Origin of the sequence: Aeoliella fuhlenseeensis (assembly GCF_052161615.1) — a bacterium.
In the GTDB taxonomy this organism is placed as follows: Bacteria; Planctomycetota; Planctomycetia; order Pirellulales; family Lacipirellulaceae; genus Aeoliella.
The window spans coordinates 4,399,009-4,423,560 of record NZ_CP197417.1 but is presented as its reverse complement, the minus strand read 5'-3'; the positions used below and the strand labels follow the sequence as shown (position 1 = coordinate 4,423,560).

General features: G+C 60.0%; 17 protein-coding genes. 10 read left to right on the top strand and 7 right to left on the bottom strand.

All coding sequences use genetic code 11. The features are described 5' to 3' along the window. Positions 1 to 97: 97 nt before the first annotated feature. Positions 98 to 1,606, top strand: coding sequence for a hypothetical protein (locus SH292x_RS17210; protein ID WP_442482249.1), 1,509 nt, complete (start codon positions 98 to 100; stop codon positions 1,604 to 1,606). A gap of 153 nt (positions 1,607 to 1,759) precedes the next feature. Here the strand turns inward: SH292x_RS17210 and SH292x_RS17205 are convergent, their stop codons facing one another. Further along, positions 1,760 to 2,671, bottom strand: a complete 912-nt coding sequence (locus tag SH292x_RS17205) for a hypothetical protein (protein WP_442482248.1) — start codon at positions 2,669 to 2,671, stop codon at positions 1,760 to 1,762. Between the two features lie 1,430 nt (positions 2,672 to 4,101). Here SH292x_RS17205 and SH292x_RS17200 point away from each other — a divergent pair. The 5 genes from SH292x_RS17200 to SH292x_RS17180 all read left to right on the top strand — a co-directional run bounded on the left by SH292x_RS17200 (position 4,102) and on the right by SH292x_RS17180 (position 12,380). Next, the gene (locus tag SH292x_RS17200; protein ID WP_442482247.1) at positions 4,102 to 4,623 is read left to right on the top strand and encodes a sigma-70 family RNA polymerase sigma factor; all 522 of its coding nucleotides are present in this window, start codon (positions 4,102 to 4,104) and stop codon (positions 4,621 to 4,623) included. Beyond that, positions 4,620 to 6,365 (top strand): LamG domain-containing protein, encoded by a 1,746-nt coding sequence (locus SH292x_RS17195; protein WP_442482246.1) that lies wholly within the window; start codon positions 4,620 to 4,622, stop codon positions 6,363 to 6,365. Before SH292x_RS17200 ends, SH292x_RS17195 begins: the two co-directional genes overlap by 4 nt. 89 nt (positions 6,366 to 6,454) lie before the next feature. Further along, positions 6,455 to 7,573: a DUF1559 family PulG-like putative transporter gene (locus SH292x_RS17190; RefSeq protein WP_442482245.1), complete on the top strand. Its 1,119-nt coding sequence runs from the start codon at positions 6,455 to 6,457 to the stop codon at positions 7,571 to 7,573. Between the two features lie 71 nt (positions 7,574 to 7,644). Beyond that, positions 7,645 to 8,115: a hypothetical protein gene (locus SH292x_RS17185; protein WP_442482244.1), complete on the top strand. Its 471-nt coding sequence runs from the start codon at positions 7,645 to 7,647 to the stop codon at positions 8,113 to 8,115. 83 nt (positions 8,116 to 8,198) lie between these two features. Beyond that, positions 8,199 to 12,380 (top strand): PEP-CTERM sorting domain-containing protein, encoded by a 4,182-nt coding sequence (locus SH292x_RS17180; RefSeq protein WP_442482243.1) that lies wholly within the window; start codon positions 8,199 to 8,201, stop codon positions 12,378 to 12,380. Between the two features lie 101 nt (positions 12,381 to 12,481). Here SH292x_RS17180 and SH292x_RS17175 read toward each other — a convergent pair whose 3' ends face one another. After that, positions 12,482 to 12,913 (bottom strand): OsmC family protein, encoded by a 432-nt coding sequence (locus tag SH292x_RS17175; protein ID WP_442482242.1) that lies wholly within the window; start codon positions 12,911 to 12,913, stop codon positions 12,482 to 12,484. A gap of 199 nt (positions 12,914 to 13,112) precedes the next feature. Between SH292x_RS17175 and SH292x_RS17170 the strand changes: the two genes are divergently transcribed. Further along, positions 13,113 to 14,174: an SDR family NAD(P)-dependent oxidoreductase gene (locus SH292x_RS17170; RefSeq protein ID WP_442482241.1), complete on the top strand. Its 1,062-nt coding sequence runs from the start codon at positions 13,113 to 13,115 to the stop codon at positions 14,172 to 14,174. Between the two features lie 4 nt (positions 14,175 to 14,178). On the opposite strand, the gene SH292x_RS17165 is transcribed toward SH292x_RS17170, so the two are convergent. From SH292x_RS17165 to SH292x_RS17155, 3 genes are all read right to left on the bottom strand, one after another. After that, positions 14,179 to 15,543, bottom strand: coding sequence for a Gfo/Idh/MocA family protein (locus tag SH292x_RS17165; protein WP_442482240.1), 1,365 nt, complete (start codon positions 15,541 to 15,543; stop codon positions 14,179 to 14,181). A 102-nt stretch (positions 15,544 to 15,645) separates the two neighbouring features. Continuing rightward, positions 15,646 to 16,365, bottom strand: coding sequence for a 4'-phosphopantetheinyl transferase family protein (locus tag SH292x_RS17160; RefSeq protein ID WP_442482239.1), 720 nt, complete (start codon positions 16,363 to 16,365; stop codon positions 15,646 to 15,648). Beyond that, positions 16,362 to 17,147 carry a thioesterase II family protein gene (locus SH292x_RS17155; protein ID WP_442482238.1) on the bottom strand — a complete coding sequence of 262 codons (786 nt, stop codon included), beginning with the start codon at positions 17,145 to 17,147 and terminating at the stop codon, positions 16,362 to 16,364. The genes SH292x_RS17160 and SH292x_RS17155 overlap by 4 nt, the downstream gene beginning before the upstream one ends. Positions 17,148 to 17,720: 573 nt before the next feature. On the opposite strand from SH292x_RS17155, the gene SH292x_RS17150 reads away from it, so the two are divergent. Beyond that, complete coding sequence (locus SH292x_RS17150; RefSeq protein WP_442482237.1) at positions 17,721 to 19,910, top strand: AMP-binding protein; 2,190 nt, start codon at positions 17,721 to 17,723, stop codon at positions 19,908 to 19,910. Between the two features lies 1 nt (position 19,911). On the opposite strand, the gene SH292x_RS17145 is transcribed toward SH292x_RS17150, so the two are convergent. Then, positions 19,912 to 20,382: a flagellar basal body L-ring protein FlgH gene (locus tag SH292x_RS17145; RefSeq protein ID WP_442482236.1), complete on the bottom strand. Its 471-nt coding sequence runs from the start codon at positions 20,380 to 20,382 to the stop codon at positions 19,912 to 19,914. A 280-nt stretch (positions 20,383 to 20,662) separates the two neighbouring features. Here SH292x_RS17145 and SH292x_RS17140 point away from each other — a divergent pair, with 280 nt between their 5' ends. Both SH292x_RS17140 and SH292x_RS17135 read left to right on the top strand, forming a co-directional pair. Further along, entirely contained in the window at positions 20,663 to 21,613 is a 951-nt protein-coding gene (locus SH292x_RS17140) for a ribose-phosphate diphosphokinase (RefSeq protein ID WP_442482235.1), read from the top strand. Between the two features lie 214 nt (positions 21,614 to 21,827). Then, the gene (locus SH292x_RS17135; RefSeq protein ID WP_442482234.1) at positions 21,828 to 23,192 is read left to right on the top strand and encodes a hemolysin family protein; all 1,365 of its coding nucleotides are present in this window, start codon (positions 21,828 to 21,830) and stop codon (positions 23,190 to 23,192) included. Here the strand turns inward: SH292x_RS17135 and SH292x_RS17130 are convergent. Beyond that, the gene (locus SH292x_RS17130) at positions 23,116 to 24,462 is read right to left on the bottom strand and encodes a hypothetical protein (protein ID WP_442482233.1); all 1,347 of its coding nucleotides are present in this window, start codon (positions 24,460 to 24,462) and stop codon (positions 23,116 to 23,118) included. The two genes, SH292x_RS17135 and SH292x_RS17130, sit on opposite strands and share 77 nt — an antisense overlap. Positions 24,463 to 24,552 lie beyond the last annotated feature (90 nt).

Genomic DNA, 24,552 nt, shown 5'->3' with positions numbered 1-24,552 from the left:
AAGTTAAAGTCCGCCCCGTGTTTTGGTCGATGCGCACCCTGGGGGGAATGTATGGATTATCGCGATCAGCGAAACTTTGCGGCGAAAGGACTCGCGCATGAGCGAAGCCCCTCACAACTCGGCCAACGAAATCACCGCGCGTATCGACGCGCCTCACTCCGTGCGCCCTGCACTGGCTGAGGCCGCTAGTCGACCTGTCGCCGTCGCTGCGGGAGCCTCGCTTTTTGGAACTGTCGAGCCTGCGGAGACTCGCGAGCCCAAGCCGCTGAACCCGCCACCCATTGACCGCCACGCCGCGGAACTCGCCGAGCAGTTGCAGCGTCGCCAGAGCGATCTCGACCGCCGTGCCGCGATGCTCGGGGCACAGGAAGCGGAAATCGAGAACAAGATCCGTCACGCACGATTGTGGATCGAAGAGCGCCAACGCGAGCTCGATGCCCGCGAAGAAGCGATGTCGGCCGATCGCCCCGCAGTCACCATGACCGCCCCCGATCTCACTGCCGAGGCGAAAGCCCTGGAAGCTCGCCAGCGAGAGCTCGACGCTCGCCAGGCGGACATCTACCGGCAGATTGAAGAGCTCACGCAGCAGAGCGCGGACGTTCACGAGAAAACTGAACGCTTGGCGAATCGCGAAGCGCAACTCAAAGACCTTGAGCAGTCGATCGATCGACGCCACATGTCGATTGTCGACGAGCGGGAAGACCTTGCCCTGCAATCGCGGGAACTCGACGAGCGGCGTGGCAAACTGATTCGTCGCAACGAAGAGCTCGAGACTCGCGACGCCGAGCTTCGAAGCCGCGAATCGCAGATGGCGTTTCGCCGGCACGAGATCGAGACGGCAATCGCCCGGTTCGAGAAGCTTGGCGTCACGCATCAGCGAATGGAAGAACTCGACGCAAGGTCGGCCGAGTTCGAGACGCGGTCGCGTTACCTCGACAAAGCCGAGGAACTGCTCAAGGAGGACACCGCGCGGCTTGCGAAGCGGCGGCAAGAACTTGACGACGAATTTCGAAGTGGTACAGAACATCTGCGTGCGGAACGGCAAAAGTTTATTGGAGAACAGGAAACGTTTCGTCAGTTGGTGGCTCGTCGAACCAAGGAACTCGATCAGCGCGAGGGCGAGCTCGACCAGCGCGAGGAGTCGCTCGGCAACTTACGTCTGGAGCTCGAAAGCTCGCAGCGCGAGGTGCTCGAAATGCGCCTCGCAACCGAGGAGACCTGGGCGCAGCTCACAGGCGTTTTAGCTCCCGCGAGCCTCACGCGTTCGATTGCCCAGATGCGAGGTCGACTCGCCGATCACTACGAGCACCAGATCACGGAACTCGCACAGCGTCGCGACGAACTCGAGCAATTGCGCACGGCTCTTGCCGGTGAGCACACGGGTCTCGAAACTCGTCGCACGCAGTTCCAGGAATGGCAACGGCGGCGCGAGCAGGAAGTCGAGCAGCAAGCCGGGCGACTGATCGCCCGCGAGCAAGAGCTCGACCGCCAGCAGATGCATTACGAAGCGCTAGAGTCGAAGTGGCGGCTGGAGCGCGACGACTATCGCGCCGAAATCCGCCAATTGCTCACGCAACTGCGTAAGGGCATCCTCGATGCGGCGTAAAGATGCATGAACTGTTACTCACGCTCGCGTGAGCACCGTTCATTACTGTAGAGGTTGTTGGAACAGCGTCCAGCAACACAATTCAACTCAGTAGCCGGACCTCCACGAGGTCCGCGAATACGCGAGGAGCGAAGACGCTCCCCTGGTCTTCGGTTACTCTTTCTCTTCGCTAACTTCCACCTCAGCGGTGTCGTCGGCCTTTTCGTTGACTTCGGACTCTTCGGTGGCCTTCGCTTCTTCGCTGGCTTCCAGCGAATCAGTTTCGCTCTCACTGGCTTTGCTCACTTCCGGCTTCTGAGCTGCGAGTTCGGCACCGCGGCGCGAAGCTTCCGAAGCGTAGGCGAGGGCGGACTGGAGCTCGAACCGATTGAAGTAAGGCGAGCGGTTGAGATTGCGCGCGGTACCGGTGAGCTTCGTGGCGAGTTCTTCCCAGCTTACGTCGCTGTTGAGGTGCCACACGGCAGCTTGAGCAGCGTTGTGCTGGAGATCGCCGTTGCCGAAAGCTTTGAGCAGTTCGATCACTTCGGGACGATCGGTCGAGGGATCCACGGGACGAAGCTTGTAGGGATTGCTGCTGGTGGGATCGGCCTTGCCGTGGTCGAGGCACAGCAGAGGAACGTCGATCTTGGTGACGCGATCGGGCGGAATGCTAAACATACCGCCGCCACCGCCCATCATACCGCCACCACCCATTCCGCCGCCGCCGCCCATCGATTGCTGTCCGCCACCGCCACCACCGAAGCCGCCACCGCCACCGCCGCCGAAGTTACCGCCACCGCCACCACCGCCGCCGAACTGAGCAACAATGGGGTCGCCGATGAAGGCTTCGGGCAGGCGGACTTTCACGCCGTTTGGCAGTTTGTTGGTGATTAGGATTCGACCCTTATGGGAGTTCTTGGCGATGAACTTCACTTCGATCTGCCCCGCTTCTTCAGCGGCGAACAGGTCCATCACCTCGGTCGATTCCTTACTCGGAGTCTCGGCAGCATCGTCCGCAAACGCACCGGGCGCTGCGAACAACAGGAGGGCGAGCAAAGTGGCAAAACGGGCGAGCGTGGCTGGCATGGATTCCGCTCCGGCGGGAGTCTCGTGGTCTGAAGCTATAAGTTCCGTAGAAAACGCCCCGCAGCCCTGCTCAGTTGGCAGGGGGCGCGGCATCCCTTTCAGCATAATCGCTCGCGGGTCGACTGCCAAACTATTCCCGACCGCAAGCGGAGGATTGGATGGCGAGAAGCGAGCAGGTGGCAGCAATACCTCAAGCGTAGGGGGCTCTAAGTGCTGAATTCATAAGGGGTTACTAGGCGAGAGGGTGAGCGTCAGGGCCGTGGTGTTTCGAGTAGCTCATCCGGCTCCCCGCCTCCCACGAATAATGTCCCGACTCTGCGACTTTTTCATTGGGTGCGACTTTATTCTTTTGGGTCAATCGGGCGGGCGGGAAAAAGTGTCGTGTTTTTTCGAGTGAAATCATGGTTCGTGAGATCGGGCGAAAAGAGTAATGTCGCAGGGGTTCACCGCAGGTGCGACTTTACTCGATTCTTGCTCCCTCCCCCAAGTCGCGTAGGCCGGATCAAGCGGAGCGCCGATCCGGCGCTTGGCGTGTTGGATTTGTGGTCGCGCACGCGAAGCGCGTAGCATGGCCGCCTCGGCCGTGTAAGGGGAGCGAGTGCGAAGTAGGACACGGCCGGGGCGGCCATGCTACGGGGGGGTACTCAGGGGCGAGATTCTTCGGTCGCTTAGGCTCCCTCAGAATGACACGTGCTGCTTGGTCTTTGGTGGCTTTGTTTCTCCTTAGTTTTACGCGTCCATTGCCGGGTCGGCGCTCCGCTTGATCCGGCCTACTTCAGAATTAGAACATGGGCGCGAGTACTTTCTAGTCCCTTTTTGGAACATCTGTACATTTTCTCGAAATTTCTAAAAGGGTGCAGAAATCCGGGAAGAAGGTCGAGATTTTCGTACCCTGTGTCATCCTGAGGGAGCCTAGGCGACTGAAGGATCTCCTTTGCCATTTTTGCAGTGCGCTCAGGGGCGAGATTCTTCGGTCGCTGAGGCTCCCTCAGAATGCCATGGCGCGGGGCTTGGGACCGCGAGCTCCGAGGGCTCAACTACTCTTTTCGCGCAGGCGACCTTCTCGCTCCCCCTCTCGTGGGTTACCTCCGGCAAGTTCGCACGTTGAATCTTGTGCGGTGTTGCGCCTGTTTGCGCTAAAGCGTATGCGCGCTTGGTTGGGGGGGCGGTAGAACCTGAAAAAGGGACGGGGAACTCTGAATCTGCGCACGGGGCGTTCGCAAAACTACCTAACGAAGAGTTTTGGAGTTTTTTCGCGCCAAACCTGTCCCGTCCGTTAGGTAAAGGGTTGCAAGAAGAGGTTGCAGGCGAACTTTCGTTTCTCATTTCGTTGGTTCACATCGTTCTCCGGGGCAACCGCTTCGCAGGGTCAAAGGGCAGCATCCTGCGAAGCGGCGGTTCCAGATCGTACAAACAAGACCTCCGATCGCATGGACAGACAACCCGAATTCGTGCGGCTACTCAGCCGACATTCGAGCCATATATACGGCTTCATTTTGATGCTGTCGGTAACGCACTCGGACGCTGACGACGTGTTTCAAGACACAAGTGTCGTGTTGTGGGAGAAGTTCGACTCGTACGAGCCGGGGACGAGCTTCCGTGCGTGGGCGTGCAAGATTGCTTACTACGAAGTGCTGGAACTGCGGCGCAAGAACAACTTGATGAAGTACCTGTCGAACAGCACGCTGACGCTCCTGGCACAGGACGCTTTGACCCTCATGCAACAAGAAGACGAACGCAAGGATAGCCTTGCCGACTGTCTGGGCAAGCTGGCTTCGCAGGATCGGCAACTCATCGAACAGAAGTACTTCGTCCGCTTGAGCACCGAAGAAATCGCCACCCGTTCGAGCAAGTCGACTTATTCCATCTACCGAGCGTTGACTCGCGTGCACAACAATCTTCTCAATTGCGTCAAGCGAAACCTGCGTACGTCGGAAGGAGGGGCACGATGAACGATGCCCAACGACGATTCGAGTGCATTCGCATCTGGCTGGAAGCCAAAGAAGGGCGAGCCACGGAGCAAGAACTGCGGCAGCTCAACGACATCCTGGAGACAGATCCGGGAGCTCGACGGGCCATTGTCGAGTTGACGCAGCAGCAGGGCTGGTTTGCCTGGCACGGCATGTCGTCCCCCGGGCTGGCGCTTTCGGCCATCGACGAGGCGATGTTGCCTCCCGCCGAGGTTCAAGCGGGCGGCCGCGATGTGGCGTATGCTCGTGGCAGTGGTGGATCTCCGGGGTGGGATTCGAACGCCTTGCAATTCTCATCGCTTCGCAAGCTGAACGTACCGCTCGTCTCATGGCAGATGGCGGCGATTGCATTGGCGGTGTTTGTTTTGGCAAGCCTTCCGGGCTGGATGAAAACGGGGAAGGGAGTCGACCCTCGGGTGGCTGTTGCCCCCACGGACAATCCTGTCGAGGCCTTGGTCACCACCGCCACGCCCTGCCTATGGAGCGATTCGAATCAGCAGAGTACTTCGCAACCGCGGCAGTTTCTCGAAGGCGATGCCATCAAGCTGCTCGAGGGGGTTGCCGATCTGCACATCGCTCTGAAGGTCGGAAGCGTAAAGCTTCAGATCGAGGGTCCGGTGGCCTTTGTGTTGGGGCATGAGGGGATCACGAATCTTAGCTACGGAAAAATCGCGATCGACAACAGCGATCCCTACGCGAGTAGCTTCGGAGTCGAAACCGCGTTCGGGCGAGTCGTCGCCCAGCCAGGAAGCCAGATCGGGGTCTCGGCATTTGCAAATCAGATTGAAGTTCACGCGTTCCGGGGCAAAGCGTCGCTCGAATCGCCCTGGCTGGTCTCCGATGCAGGCGAGCTGACGTCGATGTGGATCGAGCCACAGCGTGCCGTTCGACTATCGCAGGAGTCGGGTAGCGCCATCGAGTTCACGCACATGTCGGCGGATCGCGCCCACTTCACGCCGTATCGATCGCTGCAAGCGAGCTATCTAGAGGTAAGCCCGACGTACGTCGAAGCGGTGATGGCCGCTAAGCCCGCGGCGTACTGGAGGTTTGAAGGGGAAACCGATGGCATGGTTCGCAACGAGATGGGGGAGTCGTTCAAGGGAACGCTGGTAGGCGACTACCGGTGGATTGGCCCGCCTCATTCGCAGTCAATCGAGTTTGGAGTGTTTCCTCGGCCCGGCATTATGCGGGTGATGGAAGATTTCGACGAAATCTTGTTGTCCGACTTCTCGTGCGAACTGTGGATTCGTCCGAGTCATTTCCACCACGGCACGGTGCTTAGTTTTGCGGGGCCGTTTGATGAGGAGTTGCGAAAGAACCCACTAGGTATCTGTGTCGAGACGATCGGCGGCTGGGGCGATAGCGCTATCACCAACCGAGTGCGAATGCTCGTTCGTTCTCCGGCGGGTTACATCATCAACAGCTCGATCTACTCCGATTGCCACTATCAACCACGCCACTGGCAGTACGTCGTGGCGCAACGAGTGAATGGCATACTCCAAATCTACTTGGATGGCGAGCTGGTGAAAGAGGCGCCTGGGAAGCCAGACACGCCGCCCGGCCTGCAACTGGTGGTGGGGCAGCTTTACACCAATCAATTGTTCCGTCCGTTCAACGGCTGCGTCGACGAGATGGCCGTTTATGGCCGGGCGCTGTCGCCGGAAGAGATTAAGGAGCATTACGAAGCCAACCACGCCAAGGTACCTGGTCTTCCCAGTAGCTAAACAGGCTGCACAGGGAGGAATTGAGTGTGGCACTGTTGAACAGCGATCAGGCGCGATCCATTAAAATTTCGTATCGGAGAGACCTTTTCATGGCAGAGTTCCAACTGCGTGCGGCACGTCGCGGATACCGAGGTTTTACGCTGGTCGAGCTGCTGGTGGTGATTGCCATCATCGGAATTTTGGTGGCGCTATTGTTGCCGGCCGTGCAAGCGGCGCGGGAAGCGGCTCGGCGGTCGCAGTGCGTCAACAATCTCAAGCAAATTGGCCTAGCGATTATGAACTACGAATCGAGCCAAAAGAAATTGCCGCCCGGTTCGATGGGTTGCGACGGTACGGGTACTGCGGAGTGCGGACAGGTCGAGCGGACGTCGGCCAGCATGTTCTTGGCCATTCTACCTTACATGGAAATGCAGCCATTATACGATTCGTTCAATATCGAGACGGGGAATGTCTGGACGACGACACCAAGTGGAAGTTGGGACACCCCGTGGCTGACCTACCCCAACAAGGTACAAGGTGTGGCAACGGTGGTGGAAGGCTATCGTTGTCCCAGCACGACCGGCCAAGCCGTGATGGAGCACAGTTTCATTAGGCGGGGGAGCAACTACGTTCAGGCTGCGCAGGGTAACTACGCTGCGGTGCATGGCGCGATGGGAACCACGGGGTGTGATTTCTCCGGCGCCGGCCCCGGGAATGCGATTCACGTTGATGTGAAACACCACAATACAGGACCGTTTGTTTACCTAAAATCCCGCAAAATTCGCCAGATTAGCGATGGGATGAGCAACACCATGTTCGTCGGAGAAGTGGACACCCGACCTGTTGATCGCGGAACTGCTCGTGCTTCGCTGCAGGGCGTTGCCGATCGCACACTTCAGATGCTGTCGGCCAATGCGTGGTCGTTTGCTCTTCGCCACTGCGACAGCCTGCGGACCACCTACAATCCGCTCAACACCTTGCAGGGTCAGGGAGTGATCCTTGCGGCGACTTTACCCGGCGGGGGAAATAATGGTGCGTTCGGCAGCGAGCATCCTGGTGGTGCAAGCTTCGTGTACGGCGATGGTCGCGTCGAGTTCCTTACTGACGACATCGACTCCGCCGCCTACTGGGTCCAATCGACGATTGCCTACAACGACCTGCCTGGGTCGCTTCCCGTGAATTCGGGGGCTTGCTCTGGCGGTGGCGGCACGGGTGGGCCCGTGCGATAGATCACGCGGACCTAGCCACAGCTCTTGTTCTTGCTATTCCCTTCAGTTAAGCCGTCGTGCGCGCATTGCCAATGTCACTTGCCTCTCAGATTATTTTTGTTCGCGTCGCAGCACTCAGTGCCCTGGTGCTCTCGCTGATCACCACGAGCGGATGCGCACCTAGCGGGCCGACCGTTGTGCCGGTGTCGGGCAAAGTGCTGATCAACGGTCAGCCACTCACTTATGGCTACGTTCGATTTGTTCCCACCAGCGGTCGCGCTTCGGATGGTGAAGTCCGTTCCGATGGCACGTTCAAGTTGCGTTACTCAGCCTCCCAAGAGGGCGCCCTGCTCGGCGAGCACCGCGTAGAGATCGCGGCGAATGAAACGCTCGGCCCCACGAAGGTGAAGTGGCACGCGCCGAAGCGCTACGCATCGATGGTCAGCTCCGGACTCACTCACAAGGTCGATGGTCCCGACGACACCGTCGTGTTCGACCTGAAATGGGAAGGACGCGAGACCGGTCCTTACGAAGAGACTTATTCGTCGAAAGATTCATTCTGACGACCTTCGCTTAAATTAAAGACACTACTAACATTGCTGCCCCCTTCCTCCTTCGCTGAGGCTAGCTCCTTATGAAATGCACGATGTCGAAGTTTTCTGTTCTGACGGCTACGCTGCTGGGGCTGTACGCCGCGGCAATGCCGCGCGACTGCCAGGCGGTGATTACCTACGTGGACGCGACGAACGGGGTCGGCGGGAACACCACGCTTCTGGATGGCAGTACATGGGAGACGACTCTCACCGTAACGGGGCCGCTCGACAACGTGTGGAGCAAGCGGGCGTTCGCCAATGGAGCTACGATCTTCGAGGCCAGCATTGTCACTCCGTTCACGGCGGGCAATCCCACGGAGAACGCCCACATGGTGCGGACGACCATCTCGGGTTTGACTCCGGGTCAGTCGTACGACATCTACGGGTATTTTTGGAGCACGCTGACGGGTGATTGGCAGCTCGAAGCGACGCTCGATTCGGCCAACATCAACGACGGCGGAACGGCCGGTGATCCACTCGATGACTTCCTGCCGCAGAGCTCGGACTGGACGTTTACGCGACTGGCGGGTGTGGCGAATAAGGCGCAGGCGCTTCCGGCCGTTGCAACTCGCTTCGACTCAACGGTTCTCGTGCTTGAAGCCGATCGTGGAATGTGGGAAGCAACGCTTGGATCGGCGGTAGCCAATGGTAGTGGTGAGATCCAGGTGTTTATCGACGACTGGGAGAATTCGGGAAATTTCCGCGCCTGGTACGACGGCGTTGGCTTTGAACCTTCCGGTTCGCCGCGGCTAACCATCAACCGCGACACCGGCGAGATGGTTTATACCTCGACCACTTCGCGCAACATCGTGGGCTACTCGATTCAGTCGGCAGCCGGCACTTTGACGCAAGATGGCTGGACCTCCATCGCCGACAACTACGACTCGAACGCCGTGGGCCCTGGTGCCGACCTGATTGATGCCGACGATCCATGGGTGAAGCTGTCGCAGGCTGGGAGCTTCACGGACTTGAGCGAGGCCGAGTTGAATCTGTTCGGCCCCCAAAACGGTGGTACGCTCCCCGCCAACACGCCGATCAGCTTCGGCAACGCGTGGCTTCAGTACTTCACCGAAGACGTGACGATGGACATCCTGCTCAACGATGCCGAGGGGACGATCGAGAACGTGCGGGTGGTGTTCGAGGGGAACAGCAACAGCCAGTTCGTTGAGGGCGACTTCGACTTTAACGGCAGCGTTGGACCGGAAGACTACGCGATCTTCATCGATTCGCTATTCGCCCCGATCTCGGGTTCGCCTGTCGAGACCTATGCCTTTGGCGATCTCGATGGGGACGCTGACGTAGACTACACGGACTTGGTGACCTATCGCTCGGTCTACGATGCAGCGAACGGCGCGGGGGCGTTTCAACTGATGCTTTCGGGCGCGTCAGTGCCGGAGCCATCTTCGGTATTTACGCTGATAAGTGCGATTGGTGGAGCACTGGTGGTTGCTCGTCGTCGCGGACGTTCGCTAGCCATGTCCCGCACCGCGGGCAAACTCGGTGCCGCCGCAATCACGATGGTGCTGCTGTGCGGTTCGGCTGTGGCACAGATTACGTACGTGGATGCCAAGCCCAACTCGAACAACGGCGGTGTAACCCCGCTGGTTGGAACGAACACGACGCTCATTGACGGATCACCTTGGAATGCAGTGGCCTCGGCGACCGCTGATGGCCAGTACAACTTCCGCACCAACGCGGCGTGGGGCAACGCTGGTATTTACGAGACCAATGCCAACGGTGCCGAGAACGCGCCGATGCTCCGCACGACCGTCACCGGCCTGGACCCGAGCGCACGCTATTTCACCTACGGGTTCTTCTGGTCGAATCCATCGCAGAACTGGCGACTGAAGATTACCCACGATCCGGCAGATATCGATGACAACGGGACGCCTGGGGATCAGCTCGACGACTTCTTGCCGGACACGCCTGGAATCTCGTTCAGCGCTGCTGGATCAGCGACTTCTACCGACGCGCCGACAATCGCGGCATCGGCCTTCACCGCGCCTGTTGTGGTTGGCACCAACCCCGCGCTCTACGCCGCGGAGCTGGGCATGCACTCCCCCACTCCGGGCGGCGAGCTTATCTTCTACGTCGACGACCTTGCGAACCAGTCCGCGGCCTCGAACCGTACATGGTACGACGGCGTGGGTTATTCGAAGGTCCTCGACCTCACGCTGGTCGTAAATACGGCCGATGGATCGGCCCGAATTAAGAACGAATCGGGTGGCGCGGTAGACCTGAGCTACTACAAGATCACCAGTGCGACCAACCAGTTGAACCCCGCAGGTTGGAACACCCTCGATATGCAGAATGTGGGAGCGGTGGATGGGGCCGATCCCGGCGACACTGCTGGCGATGCGCTGCTCGAAGGCTGGGACGTCGCCGGTGGTAGCAGCAGTAGCCTGCTGTCGGAGGTGAACTTCCTGAGCACAACGGCTCTTGCCGATGCGTCCAGCTTCAACCTGGGCAATGCGTTCCTTCCGGGAATCGCAAGCGGCGTGACGTTTGAATTCCAAGGACAGCAAGGTTTGCTGACCGGGATTGTGGAGTTCATCAATGAGATCTTGTTGCCCGGCGACTACAACAACAGTGGCACCGTCGAGGCTGGCGACTACACCGTTTGGAAGAGCAGCTTCGGCCAATCGGGGGTTGATCTCGATGCCGATGGCAATGGCGACGGCACGGTGAACCTTGCCGACTACACGGTGTGGCGAGATAACCTGGGTGCCACGTCGATAGGTCCGCTCTCGAGCACCACGGTCCCCGAGCCGGCCGCCTTGAGCGTTGTATTGCTCGCGGCGATGGTGCTGGGTGGCAAGCGATTGCTCTCGGCAACTTTCCGTGCGGCGAGCGTGCTAGTGGTGTTAATGGTCGCAATGGTGGGCACGGCGCAGGTCGCTTCGGCTGCCTACACGCTCGATCGACAGTACCTGTTGGGCGACGACTCACTCGAAGGGGGCGCCAACGGGGCGACCGTCGGTAGTGCGAACTCGGGCGCTCTAAGCCCTGGCAACTCGGCCGATTCGGCGGGGCCATCGGGGGCTTACCTCGACTTGGTCGCCACGGGCACGCCTCAGTACGTGGGCGTGAGCACGGTCGGCGGTGGTCGCCCACTCGCATCCCCCGGGACGCAAGGCGTGCGGTTCAACGGGACGACGGACTTTCTCGATGGCATCCCGCTTAATCGCCCCGACGAACTGGCATTGATCCTCGCCACCTCTCCCAGTCCGACGGAGTATCCGCTGAACTACAACGAGATTCGTGGTCGCGGCATGCAGATGTGGGTCTATCCCGAGCAGGCCGGCATCGATGCCGGTAATTTTCAATCGATCGTGTCTGACTCGATCCATGCCGGCGGACCGGCGATCGATGCTGAGGGTCGTTGGACTCAGATGAACAGCCGGCACTTCGCCAACATTACGACTGGTCCCGAGGCAACCGTGGCGGTGCAAGGGAACACCTGGCACCACGTGATGCAACATATCTACATCCACGGTACGCCAGGCGCGCCCACTGTCATTGCAGGTAGCGGTGCCGTGAATGCCTTCGACGCCGTGCTCTACGTCAACGGCATGGCCGTGTCGGCGAACAACGACTCGATGGATTTCACCCGCGCGTACGACACGGGGGTTAGCCCACCGGTGATCACGAGCAATCCGCAGCCGACCTACGACCATCGTCTGGTGGTCGGTGGCTCCGAACTTGCCAACGCCGACACCGCAGGGCCGACGCTTTATGGCAACTTCTTCAATGGCGTGATCGACGACCTGGAGATGTACGTCTATGGCAATAACTCGAACGTCGGTGGACAGGACTGGGGCTCGTTCGAGTTATTCGAAGACAACGAATGGATTCGCAATACCATCGACAACGATCCGATCTTGAACGGCACGCTGGACTATGGCGATCTCGATCGAGATGGTGACGTGGATATGGACGACGTCGACGACTTCATCGCCGGCTGGCTGAGCCGCAAAGAGTTTCAAGGTGCTCACAGTCGCAGCACCGCGGGCGACTGGGAAACTTGGACCTGGGGCGACATGGACCACGACGGCGTGGTGTATCTTCGCGATTTGCATCTGATGCACCAGGCGCTCGTCGACGCGGAGCTCGGCGGCTTTAATCTCGCCTGGCTCAGTGGGGGCCGAACGGTGCCTGAACCATCGACCGTAGTGATGACACTGCTCGCTGGGGCGTCGCTGTGCGTGATTCGCCGAGCGCGTAAGGCCGGGTAAAGGTCAACGATTGCGGCTATCAAGTACAAAGCACCCAGGCATCGCAATGCCTGGGTGCTTTTTGCGTTGCCTGCGTTTGAAAGCCGATCTTCCGGTTGCGATTAATCGACGAGCGTCGCGTCGAGCGAGATGTTGCAGTTCAGCACCTTCGACACGGGGCAGCCGGCTTTGGCCATGGCGGTGAGCTCTTCGAACACCGCGGGGTCAGCTCCGGGGATGGTAGCGGTGAGCGTCAGGTGGCTCGCGGTGATCGCGAATCCTTGGTCCACCTGCTCAAGCGTCACTTCGGCCGACGTCTCCATCTTGTCGGCGGTCAATCCCGCTTCGCCCAGAATCTTCGAGAGCGCCATGGTGAAACAGCCCGCGTGGGCGGCGGCGATCAGCTCTTCGGGATTGATGCCGCGTTGGCCCTCGAACCGTGCCGCGAAGCCGTAGGGGTAACCATCAAGGGCACCGCTCTCGGTCTTCAGTTCGCCTTTGCCGTCTTTTAGTCCACCGGTCCACACGACGGAGCCGCGTCGTTTGATCTTCATTGTATTACTCGCTTTGAGAGGGAGATGACCACCTTACTGTTCCGCCTGGAGCACAAATTGTACCGACCGCTTGCCCGGTTGTCGCCGAGTCTCTCGTGGCACTGAACTTGCTTTAACACTGAAGTTGCTTTGACATAGTCATGCTCGGCAGGCTCGTACTTGGGGCCTGCTGTCCTCGCTTACGAAATAAGGTAGTTCGATGAAGATCCCGAACAAATTACTCGCGCTTGCCATTGGTGGCGTAGCGACCAGCCTGCTTGTCCGCCGTGCGGTTCGCGCCTCGCGTCGTTTCGAGTGGCGCGGACTTACGGCGATTGTGACGGGTGGTTCGCGCGGCTTGGGGTTGGTGCTCGCGCGTAAGCTAGTGGACCAGGGCGTTCGCGTGGCGATTGTTGCCCGAACCGAGGAAGACCTCGCGGTGGCCGAGCAAGAGCTGCGTGGACGCGGTGGCGATGTGCTGGCCGTGCCGTGCGATGTCCGCGACCCGCAGTCCGTTGACGCGATGGCCAAGAAAGTCCGCGAGCATTTCGGCGCGGTGCATCTTTTGTTCAACGTTGCAGGAATTATTCAGGTAGGCCCACTCGATGCGATGAAGCAGTCGGACTTCGAAGACGCCATGCGCACCAATTGCTGGGGGACGCTGCACACGGTGCTCGCGGTGCTCCCTGAAATGCGGCGGCGCGGCTGGGGGCGGATTGTGAACGTGGCCTCGCTCGGCGGTAAGCGAGCCGTGCCTCACATGCTGCCCTACTCGGTGAGTAAGTTCGCCGTGGTGGGCCTTTCGAATGGCCTGCGAGCCGAGCTCATGAAAGACGGTATCTTCGTCACCACGGCGTGCCCCAGCTTGATGCGGACCGGCAGTCCCCGGAACGCCATCTTTAAGGGACGGCATCGCGAGGAGTACGCGTGGTTCAGCATCGGCGATTCGCTACCGGGCGCGAGCATGTCGGCCGAGACCGCGGCTGACCAGTTGCTCGCGGCGTGTCAAAACGGCTCGGGCGAAATACTCCTTCACGGCTGGGCGAACGTCGGTGTTGTCGCGCAATCGTGGATGCCGGGCGTGACGCGGTCGGCGCTCGCGGTGATGGATCGTCTGCTCCCCAAAATGGGAGGCATCGGCGGTCGAGCCGCACGAGGGTACGAAAGCCAGAGCGAATGGTCGCCATCGTGGCTCACTCAATTGAGCGACGAGGCAGCCATGCGCAACAACGAGATGCGGCCGCATCCCGTTGGCTCGAACTCCGCGCCTCACTCGTCGTGAGCTGCTACTTGGACTGGGCCGTTTGCGTTTCGGCTTCAGGCCCGACGCGAAGGATCTCGAATCCCGGGCGAGGGGTGCGAGCGAAGAACGTGGCGGCTTGGTCGTCGCCCACGATCTGCTCCTTCACCGGATCCCACTGGATCTTGCGACCAAGTCGCCCCGCAATTGCCGACAAGTGGCACGTGTTCATCGCTTGCACGTGCGTGAAGACGTCGGACACCGGCAGGCCACCTTCGCGAATGCAGCGGTAGAAGTTCTGCTTGTGATCTTCGTGGGGCTTGCCGTGGAAGAGCGCGGCGAGGTCTTCGTCGGTGAACTTCCCTTCGTCCCACTTCTCTTCGATCGGCTTGCCAGTGATCTTGCCGCGATTGACGAACAGGCGTCCCTTGCTTCCTTCGAACAGGATGCCATTCTCGCCACGGCTGGTGACATGCATCTCGAGGCCGTTCTCAAACTTGCAGACCACGTCGAAATCGTCCGACGTGTTGTAGCTATTGTCGACCGTGGCGTAGCCATCCTTGTACGGCACGGGGTGATGGACATCGGTGCCATCGATCTCGATGGGACCTTTGCCCTCTTTGTCCATCCCGATCGCCCAGGTCGCAATGTCGACGTGGTGGGCACCCCAGTCGGTGAACTTGCCGCCGGAGTACTCGTACCACCAGCGGAACTCGTAGTGACAACGCCGCGTCATGTAGTCGGTGAGCGGCGCGGGGCCTAGCCACATGTACCAGTCGAGCTCGGCCGGTGGGACTTCGGGCTGGAAGGGTCCACCGGTCGGGCTGCCATTGATGGCGCAAGTTACTTTGGTGACGTCGCCCAATAGACCCTTTTGCACCATGTTCACAGCGCGAAGGAATAGTCCGCGGTCGCTTCGCTGTTGCGTACCAACGGTGAACACGAGGTCCTTGTGTTTCTTGCAGGCGTTGCGAATCAGTTGATTCTCTTCGAGCGTCAGCGTGAGTGGCTTCTGGCAGAAGACGTGCTTGCCGGCCTCGAGGGCCTCGATGGCGATCTTCACGTGCCAATGGTCGGGCGTGACGATGCTCACTACGTCGATGTCGTCGCGATCGAGCACTCGGCGATAGTCTTCGAAAGCGTCGGCTTTGCCCTTGCCGATCCCCTCGTCGTTCTTCGCTCGCTCGGCGTGTCGCATATCGACATCGCACACCGCGACGATATCACCAAAGTGAGCGTGCCCTCGCGCGTCGCCCGTCCCCATGTCGCCTACGCCAATGCAACCGATCTGTGGTCGGTCGTTCTTCTCGTCGTTCGCGAACGCTTTGGGCGACCAAGCGAAATACGGAATCGTCGTTGCAGCGGTGACGGCAGCAGAGTTGGCGAGAAACTGGCGACGGCTTTGAGGCATGATGGATCCACCTGGAGGGAAAGGAGCGAGCGATGCCGTGAGTATAATGGAGTGGTGCGGGGCGTACCAAACATAAATTTCCCGAAGCGATCCTCGGGCTGGTTACTCACCCCGGAACAGGCGAACCGTATGCGGCTTATCGCCGCTCGCCACGGCAGCGACGTGGTCCAAATCTGTCGCTAAATCTGCCAGCCAGCAGCAATTTTTCTGAAATTTCCACGCCGCGGGGACGCTGATGGGGTCGCCCTGGGGTGAAGTGTCGAGATCCTGCAAGCTAGTCGCCAGCCCGAGGCCGACAAGTTTAATGACCGCCTCCTTGCGGGTCCACGTTTGAAAAAACGAGTGCAGGGGATCGTCGGAGTTTCGCATTGCCTCGAGCTCGAGCCCGGCAAAGTGCCTCGCTGCAAGCGATGCCAGACTAGTCACAGGCCGAGCGCGCTCGATGTCTGCACCGACTTCCGCCGTGGCAACAGCCAGCAAATTGACATCGGCGGAGTGCGACAAGTTGAACCGAAGCGTCCCGTCGCCGAGGTGGGGTTTGCCTGCGGGTGTTTGGTGAAACGCCAAGTCGTTCGCTGCGCCGTTCAAGTAGCCGGCCAGCACTTGGCGAAGTCCTGCGTGCGAAGCAATGAATCGTCGCCGGAGTTCGGGTGTTGCCAACCGGCTACATCGATCGCGTTCTTCTGCATTCAAAATCGTCGTCGAATCGTCACCCACCGACGACGCGGTCCATAACCAGACATGCAACTCGCCATCAATCGGTGGCGATTGATTATGGGTGAGTGAAGTCGCGCAGGCTTGGGCGAAGGTGTACTCGTTCATATTTCGCTCGCTCCCCCGCCGGGAAGCGAGTCGATGATAAGAGCCAGTGCCGCCGGAATCTGCTCGCGTGCGGTCGCTTCACGCCGTGCGGGGGGATGCAGGAAAAAGTGACCGCCAGGCAAGAGTCGCATTTGAAACTTCGCAGAGGTTAGCCCGCGCCATTCGTTGAGGCGATGCGCGGGAACCCCCACGTCGTCCGTACCCCCGAGCGCCAGAATGTCGATGGCGAGAGGCAGGGCAGGGCGGTAGTCGTACGACTCGATCATTTGGATGTCTGCACGCAGTGGCGGGAGGACCATCTTCAGCAGTTCGACGTTCTCACGCACCGCTGCCGGGATGCCATCGTAACGCCGCGCGACTTCCTCGACGAAGTCGGCATCGGGCAAATGTCCAATCGAGGACTTGGCGGTTCCTTCGCGCGGCGCGCCGCAGGCCGCGACGATCAGTTTGTGCGGGGCGTGGGCCGTCTCCAATAGCCGGCGGGTGACTTCCAGTGCCACGTACCCGCCGAGGCTGTGACCAACGAAAAGCGATGGCTGGGGCTCAAGCGATGCAATCGCCGCCGCCGCTTCGTCTGCGAGCGTCGCAAGATCGGTGTACGGCGGTTCGCTCCAGCGATCGTCGCGGCCAGGAAGTCGTAGGGGTACCAGCGCCACGTCATCGGGTAGGTGCCGCCCCCACCGATAGAACATGGCCGCCCCACCCCCAGCATGCGGGAAACAGTACACCCGGCGGCTGGAATCGGGGCGAAGCGTGGTCGGCAGCAGTGGGTGAGGGGGCACGCAGAGACTAAACTATAAGGAAGGGATGATGTCCGGTGTAACAGTCGCCATGCTTCATCGTACCAGTACTAGCGGACGGTGGCGCTCGCCTGACGTTGGACGTCGCTGTCCATTGGCAGCACCGCCAGCGGCCCCGTCGGGCGTCTCCGCCGTAACCATTGATACAATCACTACTTAGGCGCAAACAATGTCCGCCATTTCGGAAGCCTGGGGACCAGGTAATTTGCACTGATTTTGACGACTGTGACTATTTTGCGAGGGTCTTACGCCCCCTGTTTTTTGTACCTAAAATGGGGCGTTGCTAGGAGGGCGGCAGAGGAGAGGGGAAGTTGCGCGCCGCGGGCGTGCGACTCGGGAGACACTGGTAGGATCACGCGGCTGGTGCTTTGTGGTGCGGACGAGGCGCTTGCGAGGGCGCGGATAAGTTAGGTGGCACGCCACGCTGAACGCGGCGATACCTGGGAAAAGGCCCCCAGATTCGACGCAAAGTGGCCAACGTCACTCCGTTACGCGGCACAACAATTGCGATTTACTCCGCCCGCCGCGGCAAAATTGGCTCCAAACGAATCATTTATGGCATCGGTCATTCTGCAACGCGCTCGTACCCTCGACACCATGGTCGACCTGCTCCGTCAGCAGGCGGCTCGGTTCGGCGACCGCACTGCGTACATCTACCTGGACGAACAGTCGGGCCACGAGAGCATCAGCTTCCGGGAACTCGACCAGCGGGCGCGAGCGATCGCGGCCAACCTGCGGGAAGAGCTCGATCCGGGCGACCGCGTGCTGCTCATGTATCCCGCGGGGCTGGAGTTCATTTCGGCGTTCTTCGGCTGCCTGTATGCGGGCGTGGTCGCAGTGCCTGCCACGTACCCCAAGCCACGCCGGCCGCTGCCGCGCATGGCAAGCATCGCCCGCGACAGCGGTGCCCGCGTTGCCCTCACCACGCGGCAGACGATCGACACGGTGGACATGTCGCAGCAGGACGAGGTGCTCGCCGCGATGCACTGGCTGGCGACCGACGAATTGGCACTCGACGACGCCAACCGGTGGACTCCGCCGGCGCTCGACGCTTCACAGCTTGCGTTTCTCCAATACACCTCAGGCTCGACGAGCGATCCGAAGGGAGTCATGGTTTCTCATGGCAACCTACTCGCGAACCTCGAAGCGATTCGTCAATCATTCCGCATTGAGTTCGACGAGTCGGGACACGAGCAAATCGCCACCGGCGTGTTCTGGCTCCCTGCCTACCACGACATGGGGCTTATCGGTGGCATCCTGACGCCGCTGTACGTGGGTGGCCAAAGTGTGCTGATGTCGCCGGCGGCGTTCCTGCAAAAACCAATGCGGTGGCTCGAAGCCATTGATGAGTACGGTGCCACGGTTAGCGGCGCACCGAACTTCGCCTACGAGTACTGCGTCAAACGAACCACGCCCGAAGAGCGAGCGAAGCTCGACTTTTCGCACTGGCAACTGGCGTTTTGCGGCGCCGAGCCGATTCGTGCCGAAACGGTGCGGCACTTCACCGAGGCGTTCGCCGTTAGCAAGTTCCGTCCCGACGCGTTCTACCCCTGCTACGGACTTGCCGAAAACACGCTGTTGGCTGCCGGCAGCGAAGTTCGCCGCGCCCCGACCATCTTGCGAGTCGACCGCACTGCTCTGGCAGCAGGAACGGTTCGTGTTTGCTACAACGGCGGTAATGAGAGCGTGCAGGAACTGGTGGGGTGCGGCTCGGCGGCACCGCGGCATCGCGTAGAGATCGTGCATCCACTGACCGGCGAGATTTGCCCCGAGGGCGTTGTCGGTGAAATCGTGTTGCAAGGACCGAGCGTCGCGCAGGGTTACTTTGGCCGCGCGGAAGAGATCAACCGCAACTTCCACACGCACGTCCGCGGGGCCGAGGGCGAGTTCCTCAGCACCGGGGACCTGGGCTTCTTCCACAACGGCGAGCTGTTTGTCACCGGGCGACTCAAGGACGTGATCATCATTCGCGGCCGCAACCATTACCCACAGGACATCGAAGCCACCGCCGAAAACGCCCACCCAGCACTGATGCCAGGTGCCGCGTTCAGTTTGGCGGTCGGGGACGAAGAGCGGCTGGTGGTGGTCAATCAAATTGACCGCCAACTGGATGAGAGCGAATACGCCGGCGTGATTAGCGCCGTCCGCCAAGCAATCGCCGAACAGCACGAACTCGACGCCCACGCGGTAGTGCTCATTCGCCAGTCATCGCTACCGATCACCTCGAGCGGTAAGGTCCAGCGATCGCTCACCCGCGATCAGTACCTCGCCGGTAAGCTGCGTATGGTGCACGAGTGGAAAGCACCCGTTCGCGAGCCGAGCACCAAGCGCGCGGAACCCAAGCGTGCAGTCGTTCGCAACAATCAGATCCAGGGCGACGTGTTCGGTGTCGAGCAAACGGCCGAGCGCATTGAGGGTTGGCTCGAAGCGTGGCTGGTCGATCGCGTGGGTCTCGACCCCGCCGACATCCACCGCGACAAGCCGTTCGCCGAGTTCGGCGTCGACTCGCTGACCGCCGTGGAGTTGAGCCACGAACTCGAAGAAGAGTTTGGCGTGCCTCTGCCACCGATCGTGGCCTGGAACTACCCCACGCCCGCAGCGCTCTCGCGGTATTTGGCCGAGCAGTCCATTGGTAAGACCGAGGCCCCCGAAGAAGTTCCCGCAGCCGACGAGGACCTCGAAGCCCTGCTCGCTGAGATCGAAGGGATGAGCGACGAGGAAGCGCAGCGGATGCTGGAGGGGTAGACTACTTACCGAGGCCGACGGCCCGCCTGCTCATCGTCAGGTCCCGAACGGCCGCTACCGGGACGCGGCGGCTGGCATCTACGCAGTCTCGCGGGACGACTCCCGAGATCGTTTCGCTGTAGCGAATTTGTTTGTGCGTGATGTCGCGATGGCCCGACAGCACGAGGTCGCCATTGGGTTGAATGTCCTCGATCGTGGCTAAAAAATGGCGATTGAGCGAGGCTTTATCCGTAGGTTGTCCAGCGGTCGTGGGTAGTTCCTTGCCTTGCTCGTTAACGGCGACCTCTACAATGACGATGTCGTGAATTCGCGGTTCGCGTCCCTCAGACTTGGGCTTCAACTTCTTTTCGATTGCAGCAATTCGCGTCTGCAACTCCTTCGCCATCGTCTTCAGTTCCGCGAGTTCCTTGCGGAGCCCATCGCGGTCGGCTTCGTCAGCATTAACGTATGGACCGCCTGCAAGAAGTACCACGGAAACTAGAAATCCGAGTCTAAATCGAGTCATGGCGATAGCACTCCATTCCGGTAGCGTCAGCGAAAGGAAGAGGGCCAGGAGCTTACAGAACGGTTTTCGCGGAGGCAATGCGAATCCGCCATTATCAAAATCCTGCCGTAACGGCGCCTCGCTCGTTACGGCTACTAGGAAATTGGCCCTGCGCGTGTCAAAATAAAGTGCCCTGGGGGCATGCCGGTTTGCCCTCCGTTTCGACCTCGCCGAACTCCGGTTGGACTCTCTCCTGGGCAATTCCTCGATGCTGGACATCAAACTCTTTAGTGGTACCGCCAATCGTGGGCTCAGCGAGCAAATTGCCAGCTACCTGGGCGTGCCGCTGGGCAAAGTGGCTCTCGGGCGGTTTCCCGACGGCGAGATCTCCTGCAAGATTGAAGAGGACATTCGCGGTCGCGACGTGTTTCTCATCCAGCCGACTTGCCCGCCGGTGAACGAGAATCTGATGGAACTGTTGATCATGATCGACAGTTGCCTTCGCGCGAGTGCCGAGCGAATCACGGCGGTGATTCCTTACTATGGCTACGCTCGGCAGGACCGTAAGGACGAAGGCCGTGTGCCAATCACGGCGAAGCTCGTGGCGAACATCATCACCCGCGCGGGTGCCGACCGCGTGCTGACGATGGACCTGCACGCCGCGCAGATTCAAGGCTTCTTCGACGTGCCGGTGGATCACTTGTACGCCGCGCCGGTGCTGAACAACCACTTCCTCAATGCCGGGCTCGACATGGAGAACGTCGTGATCGTCAGCCCCGACGAGGGAAGCATCAAGCGAGCCCTCGGCCACGCCAAGCGGCTCGGCGGCGAAGTAGCGATCATCGACAAGCGTCGTACCGGCCCCGACACCACCGTGCAAGCGAACCTTTTGGGCGGCACAGTGAAGGGCAAAGTCGCCCTGATGTTCGACGACATGATTTCGACCGCGGGCTCGATCAGCGGCGCGGCAAAAGTGCTGCATGATTTTGGTGCCAAGGAAATTCACGTTGGGTGCACCCACGCCGTATTCTGCGGCCCAGCGATAGAACGTCTGCAAAAGGCGAACCTCACGAGCCTCGTCTGCACCAACAGTATTCCGATGGGCCCCGAGGTCCAAGAGAAACTGCCGCAAATGAAGGTGCTCTCGGTCGACCAACTGGTGGGCGACGCCATCAAGGCGATCCATCGCAACGAATCTGTTAGTAAGTTGTTCCGGTAGTGGCCACTTTTGGGGCAGGTTCTCCCACCGCGTCTATTTCTGAGGATCGCGGTACGCCGTAGTGGAAGGCCGGTCGACGGCAAACGCACTCAGCAATGGCCTGACTGCGAACGAAGTCTCCCAAGGTGGTGCCTCTCACGTGCTGCCATCGCCTACCAACTGCGATATACTGCACCGAAACGGAATTCACGGAACCTCGGAGGTATCGACCCCTATGTGGTCCATCGAACTGATCGTCGTTGGATTGATGATCGTACTGAATAGTGTTTTTGCCGCCTACGAAATCGCGCTAGCGTCGGTCAGTGAAGGCCGACTTCATACTCTGGAGAAAGAGAAGCAGGGCGGAGCAAAGGCCGCGCTGCGGATGAAGAAGAAGATGGAGGCGAGCCTCGCCGTGGTGCAAATTGGCATCACGCTGGTCGGAGCCATTGCGGCCGCCACGAGCGGAGCCGGTGCCGAGGAGGCGATCGAACCCACCCTGCGCGAGTGGGGCTTCTCGGCCAAGGTCGCGCAGTTCCTCGCCATCGCGCTAGTCGTTGCGCCGCTAGTGGTGGTGACCATTCTCTTTGGCGAGCTGGTCCCAAAAGTTTTCGCGCTGCGAAACAAGGAATGGATCTGCCTGACTTTGTCGCCGATCATGCAGTGGTTTTCTTACTGCGTGTGGCCAGCAGTGTGGTTCCTCGAGACAAGTGTTCGCGGGATCGTGTGGCTGTTCGAGTCGCGAAAGAAGATCGACGAAGACGAAGACGACCCGGCCATTCAGGAGCTTCACAGCGCCGCGTCGCTGGCGCGCGTGATGCGGCTGATTGGTCACCGGCAGGAAGGGATCATTCTAAGCGCCACCCGCCTCGCCGAGTCGAGTTTGCGAGAAGTGATGTTGCCTGCCCAGTACATTGGCATGCTATCGCTTGGGCAGTCGTTGGGCGAAGCCCTGATCACCGCCCATCAGGAGATGCACACGCGTTTTCCGATCACCGAGGAACCTGGCAATCCCCAGAAAATCGTGGGCTACGTCAACTTCAAGGACATCGTCGTCGCCCTGAGACTCTCGGACAAGAAGCCGACGCTTGCCGACCTCGTCCGGCGGCTTCCTTCGTACAACGTTGATACTCCGGTAGCGGATTGTTTAGAGCACCTAATCCGCGAGCGCAATCACATCGCTCTAGTTCGGGACGCGAGCGAGCGCGTTGTTGGCTTGATAACGCTCGAAGATATTATTGAGGAACTCGTCGGCGAGATTCACGACGAGTACGACCGCATCCCAGCCCATCTCACGCCCGTGGGGCAAGGCTGGATCTCGGGCGGGTTTGTGTCGCTCCTGCAGTTGCAGAATGTGACCGGCATCAAGCTGCCCTCGCTTGGCGAGAAGCCGATCTACACGGTGAGCGACTGGATCGTCCAAAAACTTGGCCGCCCGCCGCAAGGTGGCGACGAGCTAATCGAAGACGGCTTTCGGATCGTTGTCCGCAAAACCCGTCACATATTTGTGCAAGAGGCCTTTGTCACGCGGACGGTTGCCGACGAAACATCCGTGGAGAACGACGACGCAGATATGGCCGCGGTGGCGGACAATCGATAACGCGCAGGGTAACAGCCGTGTATTGGCTGATATCGATCAAGTAGAGTTGCCTGCCGCCATCGTGAGGCGAATCAATGCATACCGCCCTCCCATCGCGGCTCGACCTTGGGTGGGTGTCGCAACGCCATTCGCCGGTGTACTTCTCGGCAGTTGGAAAGTGACCCAGCGCCACTCGCCGGGTCGACGGGATGTGGTAAAGGTAGGGATGTTGCAGGCGTTCGCTATCGGGATAGGTGTCGTTAAGCACCCATTCGGAGTTGGTGCACGGGACGTAGGTGTTGTGACCATTCTCGGTCATTATTCCGAGGCCTACCGGCTCGACGATATCCGACTTGTCTTTGTAGAGGTAGAAGTTGCTACCGTGTGACGGATGCCACGACCAGGCCATCACGTGCTCCGGATCTCGCCAGACGAAATGCGAAGTGGCGCCGTGCGGATCAAGAATGTGCGGGTCGCTGCCATCGAGATTGATCGTGAATGCACGCGTACCGAAGCCACGCCCGAGCGACCATCGGTGTAAGAACCAAAGCCGCGTGCCATTGGTATTCAGCAACAAGTGATTAAACCAGTGCTTTGATTCGGGCCGAAATCGAAGGTCGTCTCGCCCCGTGTAGGGAATTGCCGCGGCGTCCTCCAGGCTCAGGATTAGACGGCGGGAACCGGTCGCGAGATCCACCCTCCAAATACCTGTGTCGTCAGGCGTGGCAATTTCGCGATTGGGATCGACAATTCCTGCATATCCGTAGCCGGGGCGACGATCGTTGAGTCGTGCGAAGTCGGTGGTGACGGCGAACGATCCATCGGGGCTGATGTTGTAGATAGGCGTGGGGAGTGTACGTTGGCAACTCGAGTCGAGATTGAGGATGTGCGACACGAACTGGTCGCCATCCCGATCGTTCCAAATCACTTCTCTCTTTGCGCCGGGTAACCACTGGAGCATGCACCCCTGCTGCCACCCCCAAGCCTTCGAAGTGCCGAGTTCCGTCCAGCGGTCGCCGTCGTGGGTGTCGACCACTCCTACAGCGATCGAGTCGTCCTTGGTAGGCGAACGGTGTTCGAAGTCGACTTGGTTACTAAGTATGAGTTGGTTGCAAGGACAGAATTGTAGTTTGTCGTAGTACCCAAACCAGTGGTGCTTCGGCCCGCTAGTAATTCGACGGACGGGGGGGAAGTCGACCTCGCTTGAACTGGCCAACGCTTGGGGAAGTCTCGCCCCAAAGATCGACGCCGAAAGTACGGCGTTCCCGAGAAAGCTGCGACGAGATAGCATGGCGAAGGCAAATCAAGTTGTAGTTAAGGACCCGTCTCCCTACGGTGAGGCGTGCCAGCAAGACAAAGGTGCACGAGGTTCGCGCCGTAT